The organism is Streptococcus sp. P25B114, assembly GCF_053010325.1.
The window spans coordinates 71,489-84,224 of the sequence record NZ_JBRKNW010000002.1; the positions used below are offsets into that span (position 1 = coordinate 71,489).

Consider the following 12,736-nt stretch of genomic DNA (forward strand, 5'->3'; position numbering starts at 1 on the left):
GGGTGATATGAAGAATACAAATGTTTTTAAGCGTGTTTGGACCTATTTGCGGACCTACAAAAGCTCTATCTTTATTGCCATCCTTATGAAGATTCTCAGTGCCATTATGAATACCTTAGAGCCCCTGGTGCTGGGTATGGTTATCACCGAGCTAACAGCAAACTTATTGGATATGGCCAAGGGTGTTGAAGGAGCCGGTATCAACGTGCCTTATGTCGCAACCCTCCTAGCAATTTACGCCTTCCGTGCCCTCATGTACGAAGTTGGAGCTTATTTTTCTAACTATTTCATGACCAAGGGTGTTCAACATGCTGTCCGTGATATGCGCCAGGACTTGAGCCAAAAAATCAATCGAATCCCGGTTTCCTATTTTGACAAGGAGCAGTATGGTGACCTCCTGGGCCGCTTTACCAATGACGTTGAGACGGTTTCCAATGCCCTACAGCAGAGTTTCCTGCAAATTGTCAATGCGGCCTTGATTTTGACCTTTGCGATTGGCATGACCTTCTACCTCAATGTTTCCCTGGCCTTGGTCGTTCTGCTCTTGGTACCCCTGACTTACTTTAGTTCCAGCTATATCATCAAGCGCTCCCAGCCTTATTTCAAGGAACAGGCTGCTATCCTGGGTCGCCTCAACGGCTTTATTCAGGAAAATCTGACCGGTTTCCATGTTTTGAAACTCTACGGACGGGAAGAGCAGTCTAAACTTGAATTTCGCCAAATTACAACGGACCTGCAGGAGGTTGGTTTCAAGGCTAGCTTTACCTCTGGCATGATGATGCCGGTGGTTCAGGGCTTGTCAAACCTGACCTATGTTATCATTGCCCTCTTGGCTGGTCTCCAGGTTTTGGCGGGGCGTCTGACAGTTGGTAATTTGCAGGCCTTCGTCCAATATGTCTTCCAAATTTCTCAGCCGGTGCAAACCCTTACCCAGCTAGCTCCCCAGTTGCAGTCTGCTAAATCTTCCCTGGAGCGCATTTTTTCAGTCCTAGATGAGGTGGATGAGGTCAACGCCAATGAGCAAGCCTTGACAGACAATCTGACCGGCCAAGTCAGCTTTGAAAATGTTGAATTTGGCTATTCTGAGGACAAGCCTCTCATTCGCAATTTCAATCTGGAAGTCAAGCCAGGTGAAATGGTGGCCATCGTTGGACCAACGGGTGCCGGAAAAACTACACTCATTAACCTGCTGATGCGATTTTACGATGTAACATCTGGAGCCATTAAGGTCGACGGTCACGATATTCGTCAATTATCACGCCAGTCCTACCGTAGTCAATTTGGTATGGTTCTGCAGGATGCCTGGCTTTATGAAGGAACTATCAAGGAAAACCTTCGTTTTGGTCGCCTGGATGCCACTGATGAGGAAATTGTTGAGGCAGCCAAGATTGCCAATGTGGACCACTTTATCCGTACCCTACCTGGTGGTTACAATATGGAGATGAACCAGGAATCCAGCAATATTTCGCAGGGGCAAAAACAGCTTTTGACCATTGCGCGTGCCTTGCTAGCTGATCCCTCCATTCTCATTCTTGATGAGGCGACCTCATCCGTTGATACCCGCTTGGAATTGCTGATTCAGAAGGCTATGAAACGGCTCATGCAGGGCAGAACCAGCTTTGTCATCGCCCATCGTCTGTCAACCATTCAAGAGGCGGATAAGATTCTGGTCCTCAAAGACGGCCAAATCATTGAACAGGGCAATCATGAAAGCCTGCTAGCCCAGGAAGGATTCTACTATAATCTCTATCAAAGCCAGTTTAGCAGCAGTCAGTAAGGTTTTCACAGTGATATTTTCCGAAATTGGCTAGATTTGTTATGCTAATACTTGAAATAACAGGGAGTATGAGTACATGAAAAAATCTCAACTGGTTTTAACAATCCTATCGCTCATCATCCTAGCTGTCTATCTAGGCTTTCGAAAGACAAGCATCGACCTTCCGGAGGCGGACAGAATTGTTATCTAAAACGCAGACTTTCAGCAAATTGCTGTTCTAGAAGGAAAGGACGCTGCGCGTCTTCATTCAGATGTGACATATATTCGCCCCTATTTCTTTGATAATCCTAGCAAGCAGGACGCCCCCGCAGGTAGATAAGTTCTACTTTTTAGAATTTTTGCCCAGCGGAAAGAACGCCTACCTCACAAATCCAAAGGAGCAACCTATCTGGAATTGCCCTATGAAAAAACGGTCAAAACCAAGAAAGATATCAAGGAGATTCTCCCAAGATAAGTCGGCGCTAGCCGGCTTTTTCAATCCCTTGAGAAATCTCTGCTCTCATGTTAAAATAGATGAATAGAAAAACAAACGGAGAACACATGAATTATTTTAACGTAGGAAAAATTGTCAATACCCAAGGCTTGCAAGGAGAAATGCGTGTCCTGTCTGTGACGGACTTCGCTGAGGAACGTTTTAAAAAAGGCGCAGTCTTGGCGCTTTTTGATGACAAGGATCAGTTTGTCATGGAAGTGGAAATTGCCTCCCACCGCAAGGCCAAGAACTTCGATATTATCAAGTTCAAAGGGCTCTATCATATCAACGACATTGAGAAATACAAGGGCTTTAGCCTCAAGATTGCGGAGGAAAATCTGACAGACTTGGAGGAAGGTGAGTTTTACTACCATGAAATCATCGGGCTGGATGTCTATGAAAATGACCAGTTCATCGGACAAATCAAGGAAATCCTGCAACCGGGTGCCAATGATGTTTGGGTGGTCAAACGAAAAGGCAAGAAAGATTTGCTTTTGCCCTATATTCCGCCAGTTGTTCTTAATATTGACATTGAAAACAAGCGCGTCGATGTAGAATTGCTCGAGGGGCTGGATGATGAAGATTGATATTTTGACTCTCTTTCCAGAAATGTTTGCGCCCTTGGAACATTCTATTGTCGGCAAGGCGCGGGACAAGGGGTTGCTTGAAATCAATTATCATAATTTCCGTGAAAAGGCAGAGAAGTCACGCCATGTGGATGATGAGCCCTACGGTGGTGGTCAAGGTATGCTCTTGCGGGCTCAACCGATTTTTGACACTATGGATGCCATTCACCAAACCAATCCGCGCGTGATTTTGCTGGACCCAGCCGGTCGGACTTTTAATCAAGCTTACGCTGAGGAATTGGCTCAGGAGGAGCAGTTGATTTTCATCTGTGGTCACTATGAAGGCTACGATGAGCGGATTAAGACCTTGGTGACAGACGAGATTTCTCTTGGTGATTATGTATTGACTGGTGGCGAGCTGGCTGCCATGACCATGATTGATGCGACGGTGCGCTTGATTCCAGAGGTGATTGGCAAGGAAGCTAGCCACACGGATGACAGTTTTTCATCTGGTTTGTTGGAATACCCCCAGTACACGCGCCCTTATGAATACCGTGGCATGGTCGTCCCAGATGTGCTTATGAGTGGTCACCATGAAAATATCCGGAAATGGCGCTTGGAGCAAAGCCTACGCAAGACTTATGAGCGTCGTCCTGACTTGTTAGAGAAATATGACATGACGGCAGAAGAGGAAGATATTTTCCAGAAAATCAAAGCAGAAGTATCACCAGAAGATTAGGGACAATCCTTGTTCCTTTTCTTTTTTATTAGATTGACAAAATTTTCTGAATTTTTCTTGAAATTCATCATCAAAAGTAGTAGAATAGTAAAAAATAAGGAGCTGTATCCAGTAATTTTGCTGGAACTTTGACCGTGTCTCAAGAAAACGAAGGCTGAGTGGCAGAAAACCAACCTTCGTTAGAGGCGTTGAGCTGTAAATCCAGCTTCTAACAAGGAGTGAACACTATGACTGTAAATCTTGATTGGGAAAATCTAGGCTTTTCCTATATGAAATTACCCTACCGTTTTATTGCGCATTTCAAAGATGGCCAATGGAGCAAGGGAGAGTTGACAGAAGATGCAAATTTGCACATTTCAGAAAGTTCTCCAGCCCTCCATTACGGCCAACAAGCTTTTGAAGGGCTAAAAGCTTATCGCACCAAGGAAGGAAAGCTCCAGCTCTTCCGTCCCGACCAAAATGCGGAGCGTTTGCAACGCACTGCTGACCGCCTTCTCATGGAACCCGTACCAACGGAACTCTTTGTCGAGGCTTGTAAGCAGGTCGTAAAAGCCAATGCCGACTATGTGCCACCTTACGGCACGGGAGGTACCCTCTACCTTCGACCTCTCCTTATCGGTGTGGGGGATGTCATCGGTGTTAAGTCAGCTGATGAGTATATCTTCACTGTATTTGCGATGCCAGTTGGTGCTTACTTCAAGGGTGGATTGGCGCCGACCAACTTCCTCATTCAGGACAAGTACGACCGCGCGGCACCAAATGGTACAGGTGCAGCCAAGGTTGGTGGTAACTATGCAGCTTCCCTCCTGCCTGGCCAATATGCTAAAAAGCAGGGCTTCTCAGATGTGATTTATCTGGACCCAGCTACCCACACCAAGATTGAAGAAGTCGGCTCAGCAAACTTTTTTGGGATTACAGCTGATAACGAGTTTGTTACGCCAATTTCACCGTCAATTTTGCCCTCTATTACCAAGTATTCTCTTTTGTACTTGGCAGAGCATCGTCTGGGTATGAAGGCTGTGGAGCGTGAAGTCCTTGTCGAAGAATTAGACCAGTTTGTCGAAGCAGGAGCCTGCGGAACAGCAGCCGTTATCTCTCCAATCGGCGGAGTGCAGCATGGCGATAAATTCCATGTCTTCTACAGTGAGACTGAGGTAGGACCTGTTACTCGTAAGCTCTATGAAGAATTAACAGGAATCCAATTCGGTAACGTTGAAGCACCTGCAGGCTGGATTGTTGAAGTGGAATAAAAATAATACTCTATTTTTGCATGTTCATGTGCAGAGGTAGGGTATTTTGTTTTTTTAGGCACCAAAATGCTTTTTTTTTTAAAGTGTTTATGCTTCCCAATTTGTAAAATTAAGCAAGACAGAAAAAGACATCTATGTTAGGCTCAGATAAACTATCACATTTGTCTGAAAGGAACTAACATAAATGACCTATACTCATGAACCACAAATGAACTCGTAATGATAGAGGCTTATTACAAAGGATGTCATTAAAGGAACTTATCCAGATAGGATTTCTTGTTCTATGAGAACTCACTATCGGCTAGCAGACCGTGGTGTTTTCAAGAAGGAAGACCTCTCTTGGAAAGGAAAACGAAAACCAAATGGTCATAGCGAAAAAAGAGGAAAACAAGCCTTTCGCAGAGATTTACGTGAAAGAGCTGAACTCTATCCTGATTTTCATACAGAGTTCGGACACTTAGAAGGAGATACCATTGTTGGCGAGAAACACAAAAGTGCGGTCATTACCTTAGTAGAACGCCTCTCAAAAGCTATCATTACACTGAAAACTAAGGGACGAAAAGCAAGTGATATCGAGGTTGCCATCAATCAATGGCTTTCTCAAGTTCCCAGTCATCTCTTTAAGTCAATTACTTTTGATTGTGGGAAAGAGTTTTCCAATTGGAAGTCTATTTCGAATGCACATGACATCGATATTTTCTTTGCCGATCCAGGTTGTCCTGGGCAACAAGGTCTCAATGAACACTCGAATGGTTTACTAAGACGAAACGGATTGCCTAACCAGAAGGATTTTGCCTATATTTTTTAGCAAGCTTTATCAGCTATAGCTGATAAGAGGAATAAGATTCCTATAAAGTCTTTGAATTATCAAACACCCTACCAAGTTTTTCTGAGTTTATTGAAAAAGTCTAGCTTAATTTGACAATTTAGAAAAAAAACGAAAAAGGGGAAAATAGTATGACATACCAAACGCAAACAACTTTGAAAGAAATCATGAAGAAGTTACCAGCAGATTACCAGTTTACAGATACCTATCAGCCAGCGGAAGAATGGTGGGACTATAAGGGGCATCGCCTGCATTTGGATACGTATAGAAATACAGAAGCCCCTGCTAAGATTATTGCCTTTAACGGCGTAGGTACCACTGGGAGACAGATTTCAATGATTTTGGGTGGCCCACAAGCTAAGAACGGTTACTCTTTTTATAGATGAAATATCTCAGGGCCATGCTTTTCTTGACTTTCTATCCTATTTTGAATACAATGTATTATAAAGGAGGTCGGGTGATGACTACTATGACGTTACGGATTAACGATGAGGATTCTAAACTGATTAAGAACTATATCCAGTTGCATGGGCTAACGATTTCAGAGTTTGCACGTCAGGCTATGTTGGAGAGGATAGAGGATGAATATGATTTGGCTGTTCTTCGTCAGGCTATGGCAGAGGATGACGGAGTTCGCATTTCGCATGAGGAGTTAATGGCGGAGTTTGGGCTATGACCTATAAGTTAACCTATACTTCAAGGGCCGTAAAACAACTGAAGAAATTAGATGCTTTTACTCGAAAATCAATCTTGACTTGGATTGATAATAACATTGCACATACCGACAACCCACGTCTGCATGGCAAGGGATTGACAGCTAATCGGTCAGGAGAATGGAGTTATCGTGTAGGAAATTATCGGATTTTGGCAAATATTTACGATAATGAAATTGTCATTGAAGTGTTCGCCATCGGTCACCGCAGAGATAGTTATTAGCATCCGAGTCAAAGGATATTTTTCTTGACTTCAAACCAATCAAGCCAAAACAAATTTAGGAGCAAGCATGACAGTATTTAGAGATGATTTACAAGATTTAGAACCCTATAAATTACCGGGACAGGCAGTTCACAATCTGGGCGACAATGAAAACCGCCTGATTGATTGGACTTTTTTGTTGGAGGAAAGTTTGGAGCAATTGAAAGCGGGCGAATTGACTTTTTACGGTGACAATCGCTACGCAGAATTGATTGAAATCTATGCCGATTATCTCGGTATCCAGCCTCAACAAGTGACAGCAGGAGTCGGGTCGGATTTTCTGGTGCATATGATTATTATCGGCGCCCTCAAGCACGATGAGGTCTTTTTGACCATCAATCCAGACTTTTTCATGTACGAGGTCTACAATCAGATACATGGCAGTCGGTTTGTCTCTTACGACCTGCCACAAGACAAGCAAACCTTTGTTCTCAAGGCGGATGATTTGCTGGAGTATGCCAAATCAGTCAAGGCCAAGATGATCATGTTTTCCAATCCTAACAATCCCTCTTCAGTCGCATTTGACTCAGTCCAAGTCGAGAAAATTATCGCCCAATTCGATGGTCTGGTCGTTATTGATGAGGCCTATATCGAGTTTGCGGACAGCAGTAGTTTTGTAGAGAAAATCAACCAGTATGACAATCTGATTGTCCTGCGCACCCTGTCCAAGGCCTTCGGACTAGCTGGCATCCGGCTCGGATTTGCGGTAGCTCAGGAGCAACTGATTGTTGAGCTGGACAAGATTATTCCGCCCTATAGTTTGTCCAATGTCACGGCGAAAATCGGCACACTAGCCTTAGCTCATAGGGATTTGGTTATTGAAAAAATAGCAGAGCTGAAATCTATACGCACTGCGTTTATCGAATTCTTACAGGCTATTCCTGATTGCCGTGTTTTACCTAGCCAAGCGAATTTTGTGACCTTTTCTGCGCCTTGGAGCAAGGATTTGTACGAATTCGCCCTTACCAAAGACTGGAATTTCAAATATTATTCCCAAGGCGTCCTTGCCAATCACATTCGTATGGCTATCGGACGACCAGAAGAAATGGATGCAATGAAGAAAATAATAAAAGAAGTGGCAGGAATTTAATTTCCTGCTGTTTTTTGATATTTTTTGAAAGAATTTGCTAGAAAATGATTGACAATGACAGTTTTTAGTGTATAATGGTTTTTGTAAACGATTGCAGGAGGTGTTGGACATTCTCAAATCAGAACGCAAGCAAGTCATATTAGAACGCATTCAAGCACAACAATTTGTCAGATTGGAAGAATTGATTGATATTCTAGAAACATCCGAATCTACTGTTCGTAGGGATTTGGATGAGTTAGAGAATGAAGGGAAACTTCGAAGAGTACATGGCGGTGCAGAAGCACCAGCTAAATTGCAACTGGAAGAATCCATTCTTGAAAAATCAGTCAAAAACGTTCAAGAAAAACGGATGATTGCTGAAAGAGCAGCTCAGTTGATTATGGACGGCGATGTGATTTTCCTTGATGCAGGAACAACGACTAGTTTACTGATTGATTATCTTCAACAGGAAAACCTGACAGTCGTAACCAATTCCATTAACCACGCTGTCAAGTTGGTTGAACGCAAGATAAAGACCATTATTATAGGTGGTTATGTCAAGCAATCGACAGATGCTTCAGTAGGTGCCATGGCTTTGGAACAAATTCGACAGCTCAATTTTGATAAGGCCTTTTTGGGAATGAATGGTATTGATAAAAACTATTTTACAACGCCAGATATTGAGGAAGCGACCATCAAACGCACTATCATAGACAATGCCAAAGAAAGCTATGTTCTTGTAGATGCGTCAAAAATTGGTCAATTCTCCTTTGTTAAAGTTGCGGCAATCGAAAAATCCAACATTATCTGCCAATCTTCAGAAAGCAGTTTGTTGGACATCTTAAAAGAAAAAACGAGGGTAATCGAGGTATGATTTATACAGTTACGCTCAATCCAGCGATTGACTATATCGTTCGTTTAGACCATGTCGAAACGGGCAGTGTCAATCGTATGGAGAGTGACGATAAGTATGCCGGCGGTAAGGGAATCAATGTCAGCCGTGTCTTGAAGCGATTGGGCTATCCAAACACAGCGACAGGGTTTCTAGGAGGTTTTACCGGTCAGTTCATCAAAGATGGATTGGTTGCTGAAGGCATTGATACCGATTTCGTTCAAGTTGACCAAGATACACGGATTAACGTGAAAATCAAGGCCGACCAAGAAACGGAAATCAACGGTTTAGGTCCAATTGTGACTGATACACAATTGGCAGAACTAGAAATGGTTTTAGCTGGATTGACTAAAGATGACACAGTTGTCTTTGCTGGTTCAGCACCTGCTAGCCTTGGTAATGAAGTCTATAACAGACTGATTCCAGTTGCGAAAAAAGCGGGTGCTCAGGTAGTTTGTGACTTTGAAGGGCAAACGCTTCTGGATTCACTTGCATACCAACCGCTTTTGGTTAAACCAAATAATCACGAGTTGGAAGCTATTTTCAATGTTGAACTGAAGGGGATAGCTGACATTGAAACCTATGCTAAGAAAATCTTAGACATGGGGGCTCAGAATGTTATCATTTCTATGGCAGGGAATGGGGCTTTGTTGGTTACTCCGACAGCAACCTACTTTGCCAAACCAATCAAGGGTACGGTGAAAAACTCTGTCGGAGCTGGAGATTCCATGGTGGCAGGTTTTACAGGTGAATACGTTTGCTCACAAGACCCAATCGAAGCCCTCAAATGGGGAGTTGCTTGCGGTACGGCAACAGCCTTTTCAGATGATTTGGCAAGTATCGAATTTATTAAGGAAACTTATGAAAAAGTTGAGGTAGAAACACTATGAAAATTCAAGACGTTTTGAGAAAAGATGTCATGTTGCTTGATTTGCAAGCGACAAGCAAGGAAGCTGTTATCGATGAAATGATCACTAGCTTGGTTGACAAAGGTTATGTAACGGATTTTGATGTATTCAAAACAGGTATTATGAACCGTGAAGCACAAACTACTACAGGTCTCGGTGATGGAATTGCTATGCCACATGCTAAGAATGCGGCTGTAAAAGAAGCGACTGTTCTCTTTGCAAAATCAAACAAGGGTGTTGACTATGCAAGTCTTGATGGTCAACCAACTGACTTGTTCTTCATGATTGCAGCTCCAGAAGGTGCCAACGACACGCACTTGGCTGCCCTTGCGGAATTGTCTAAATACTTGATGAAAGCTGGATTTGCTGATAGACTTCGTGCGGCAACAAATCCTGAAGAAGTGATTGCAGTCTTTGATACAGCTGAAGCCGCTGACAAGGCGATTGAAGAAGTTGCTACAGCTCCAAGTGGTGACCGTCCATTTATCGTTGCCGTTACAGCATGTACAACTGGTATTGCTCACACTTACATGGCAGAAGAAGCTCTTAAGAAGCAAGCTGCTGAGATGGGTGTTGACATCAAGGTTGAAACAAACGGTGCGTCTGGGGTTGGTAACAAACTAACTGCTGAAGACATCAAGAATGCAGCAGGTGTTATCATTGCAGCAGATAAGGCTGTTGACATGCCTCGTTTCAATGGCAAACCATTGGTATCTCGTCCAGTCGCAGCTGGTATCAAACAACCAGAAGAATTGATTAACACCATCTTGAACGGTAAAGCAGCAGCCTACACAGCGTCAGAAGGAGCAGCTACTGTGGAATCTTCAGAAAAACTTAGCCTTGGTAAAGCATTCTATAAACACTTGATGAGCGGTGTTTCTCAAATGTTGCCATTCGTTATTGGTGGCGGTATCTTGATTGCCCTTGCTTTCTTGTTTGATAACTTGCTCGGTGTACCAAGCGACAGTCTTGGTAGCCTGGGGTCATACAACGAAATCGCAGCTATGTTCATGAAGATTGGTGGAGCAGCTTTTGGCTTCATGTTGCCACTTCTTGCAGGTTACATTGCTTACTCAATCGCTGAAAAACCAGGTTTGGTTGCTGGTTTCGTAGCTGGTGCAATCGCTAGCAGCGGTCTTGCTTTCGGTAAAATCCCTTACGCAGCTGGTGGTGAAGAAACCCTTGCCCTTGCTGGTGTATCATCTGGTTTCTTGGGTGCCCTTGTTGGTGGTTTCCTTGCTGGTGGTGTAGTGCTCGTTCTTCGTAACGCTTTGCGTAACATGCCAAAATCACTCCAAGGTTTGAATGCAATCTTGCTCTTGCCACTTTTGGGTACAGCTATCACTGGTTTCTTGATGTTCTTTGTCAACATCCCAATGGCAGCTATCAACACTGGTATGAACAACTTCCTTGCAGGTCTTGAAGGTAGCTCTGCTATTCTCCTTGGGCTTGTCCTCGGTGGTATGATGGCAGTCGATATGGGTGGTCCAGTCAACAAGGCAGCTTATGTCTTCGGTACGGGTACCCTTGCAGCAACTGTTGCAGACGGTGGTTCTGTTGCCATGGCAGCGGTTATGGCAGGTGGTATGGTTCCACCGTTGGCAGTATTCGTTGCAACCCTTCTTTACAAAAATAAATTCACGCAAGAAGAGCGTAACTCAGGTTTGACAAACATTGTTATGGGTCTTTCATTCATCACTGAAGGTGCGATTCCATTTGGTGCTGCTGACCCAGCTCGTGCAATCCCAAGCTTTATCGCAGGTTCTGCCCTTGCAGGTGCCTTGGTAGGTTTGTCAGGCATTCAATTGATGGCGCCACACGGTGGTATCTTCGTTATCGCTTTGACCTCTAACCCACTACTTTACATCCTTTACGTATTGATTGGTGCGGTTGTGTCTGGTGTCCTTTACGGAGCTCTTCGCCAACCAAAATAATCAACTAAAACCTTGTCTCCTGGCAAGGTTTTTTAGCTATTTCACAAGGTTTATGGTATAATGTGAGTATTATTGTTTAAGGGGAGTCTTGAAAATGAAAATCATTCGCGATAAAGAATTTGTCAACCAGTATCACTTTGATGCTCGCAACAAAGAATGGGAAAAAGAGCATGGTGAGCCAAAAACTGGCTTGAAAGTTGATTTTCAATTGGTCAATAGGGACGAAGAAGCACAGCGGACAACCATGGTTGTTATCTTGCGCTTTATGATTGTCTTGAATCATCATGTGATTTCTGGTGCCTTTAGCCAAGGTGTCCATGTGGACGGTCGCATTATCAATGAACCAACCGAATTTACTGAAGATGAGAAAAAAGAGTTGGTATCTCCTCTCTTAGACATGCTGAAACGCATGACCTACGATGTTACTGAAATAGCCTACGATGCCCCAGGTATCAATTTGGAGTTCTAAATGAAATTAGCAGTTATTACGGATTCGTCGGCCGTCTTGCAGCCGACGACGCTTGCAAACAAAGATGTATTTGTTTTGCCTATTCCGGTCACCATTGATGAGGAATCCTTTGTCGAAGGACAAAATCTGACTGCCGAAGAATTTTATCAAAAGATGGCAGCCTCCGAGGATTTGCCAAAAACCAGCCAACCCAGTCTCTTAGAGTTGGAAGAAATTTTGACAGCCCTGCAAGCCAACGGCTACACGCATGCAGTCGGTCTCTTTCTCTCATCAGGGATTTCTGGATTTTACCAAAATATCCAATATCTGGCAGATGAATTTGAGGGGCTGACAATCGCCTTTCCAGATAGCAAAATCACGTCAGCTCCACTGGGTATGATGGTGGAAAATGTATTGAAATGGGCAGCAGCTGGTCAGTCTTTTGAGGAAATCTGTGCCAAACTGGATCAACAAATTGCCCAAACGTCCGCCTTTATCATGGTGGACGACCTGGATCATTTGGTCAAGGGTGGTCGCTTGTCCAACGCAGCAGCCATTCTCGGCAACCTTCTCAGTATCAAGCCGATTTTGTATTTTACGGATGAAGGGAAAATCGAAGTATACGAGAAAGTTCGGACGGAGAAAAAGGCTGTCAAACGTCTCTTGGAAATTCTTCAAGAAAAAACATCCGACGGCAATTACCAGCTGGCTATTATTCATGCCAACTGCCCAGAAAAGGCAGATAGTTTCAAAGAACAGTTGGAGCAGGCTGGTGTGACTAGTCAGTTGCCAATCGTGTCATTTGGTTCCGTTATCGGGACGCATTTGGGTGAAGGGGCCATTGCTTTCGGGATTTCGCCCATTATCGAATAGGAGTTTA

13 protein-coding genes and 1 pseudogene are annotated in these 12,736 nt (G+C 43.8%); all 14 read left to right on the forward strand.

From position 1 onward, the window contains the following. Positions 1–7: 7 nt before the first annotated feature. Complete coding sequence (locus ACVC7T_RS01565) at positions 8–1,777, forward strand: ABC transporter ATP-binding protein (protein WP_105111984.1); 1,770 nt, start codon at positions 8–10, stop codon at positions 1,775–1,777. A gap of 540 nt (positions 1,778–2,317) precedes the next feature. After that, on the forward strand, positions 2,318–2,836 hold the full coding sequence (rimM, locus tag ACVC7T_RS01570) for a ribosome maturation factor RimM (RefSeq protein WP_394731924.1): 519 nt from the start codon (positions 2,318–2,320) through the stop codon (positions 2,834–2,836). Next, the gene (gene trmD / locus ACVC7T_RS01575) at positions 2,826–3,554 is read left to right on the forward strand and encodes a tRNA (guanosine(37)-N1)-methyltransferase TrmD (RefSeq protein WP_394731939.1); all 729 of its coding nucleotides are present in this window, start codon (positions 2,826–2,828) and stop codon (positions 3,552–3,554) included. Before rimM ends, trmD begins: the two co-directional genes overlap by 11 nt. A gap of 227 nt (positions 3,555–3,781) precedes the next feature. Then, a complete protein-coding gene (locus tag ACVC7T_RS01580; RefSeq protein ID WP_447262349.1) occupies positions 3,782–4,804 on the forward strand; it encodes a branched-chain amino acid aminotransferase in 1,023 nt (340 codons plus the stop codon). Between the two features lie 235 nt (positions 4,805–5,039). Next, a pseudogene (locus ACVC7T_RS01585) lies at positions 5,040–5,726 on the forward strand (IS30 family transposase); the annotation flags it as partial. A 35-nt stretch (positions 5,727–5,761) separates the two neighbouring features. Beyond that, positions 5,762–6,016, forward strand: a complete 255-nt coding sequence (locus tag ACVC7T_RS01590) for a hypothetical protein (protein WP_193433871.1) — start codon at positions 5,762–5,764, stop codon at positions 6,014–6,016. A gap of 74 nt (positions 6,017–6,090) precedes the next feature. Beyond that, positions 6,091–6,306: a type II toxin-antitoxin system RelB family antitoxin gene (gene relB / locus ACVC7T_RS01595; protein ID WP_105111980.1), complete on the forward strand. Its 216-nt coding sequence runs from the start codon at positions 6,091–6,093 to the stop codon at positions 6,304–6,306. Next, positions 6,303–6,566: a type II toxin-antitoxin system RelE family toxin gene (locus ACVC7T_RS01600; protein WP_394731922.1), complete on the forward strand. Its 264-nt coding sequence runs from the start codon at positions 6,303–6,305 to the stop codon at positions 6,564–6,566. The genes relB and ACVC7T_RS01600 overlap by 4 nt, the downstream gene beginning before the upstream one ends. 67 nt (positions 6,567–6,633) lie before the next feature. Continuing rightward, positions 6,634–7,695 carry an aminotransferase class I/II-fold pyridoxal phosphate-dependent enzyme gene (locus ACVC7T_RS01605; RefSeq protein ID WP_447262350.1) on the forward strand — a complete coding sequence of 354 codons (1,062 nt, stop codon included), beginning with the start codon at positions 6,634–6,636 and terminating at the stop codon, positions 7,693–7,695. A gap of 103 nt (positions 7,696–7,798) precedes the next feature. Beyond that, positions 7,799–8,548: a DeoR/GlpR family DNA-binding transcription regulator gene (locus ACVC7T_RS01610; protein WP_447262351.1), complete on the forward strand. Its 750-nt coding sequence runs from the start codon at positions 7,799–7,801 to the stop codon at positions 8,546–8,548. Next, entirely contained in the window at positions 8,545–9,456 is a 912-nt protein-coding gene (gene pfkB, locus ACVC7T_RS01615) for a 1-phosphofructokinase (protein WP_447262352.1), read from the forward strand. The genes ACVC7T_RS01610 and pfkB overlap by 4 nt, the downstream gene beginning before the upstream one ends. Continuing rightward, positions 9,453–11,408: a PTS fructose transporter subunit IIABC gene (locus ACVC7T_RS01620; RefSeq protein WP_447262353.1), complete on the forward strand. Its 1,956-nt coding sequence runs from the start codon at positions 9,453–9,455 to the stop codon at positions 11,406–11,408. Before pfkB ends, ACVC7T_RS01620 begins: the two co-directional genes overlap by 4 nt. A gap of 94 nt (positions 11,409–11,502) precedes the next feature. Next, complete coding sequence (locus tag ACVC7T_RS01625) at positions 11,503–11,877, forward strand: DUF1149 family protein (protein ID WP_105111974.1); 375 nt, start codon at positions 11,503–11,505, stop codon at positions 11,875–11,877. Beyond that, on the forward strand, positions 11,878–12,729 hold the full coding sequence (locus tag ACVC7T_RS01630) for a DegV family protein (RefSeq protein WP_105111973.1): 852 nt from the start codon (positions 11,878–11,880) through the stop codon (positions 12,727–12,729). The last annotated feature ends 7 nt before the right edge of the window (positions 12,730–12,736 follow it).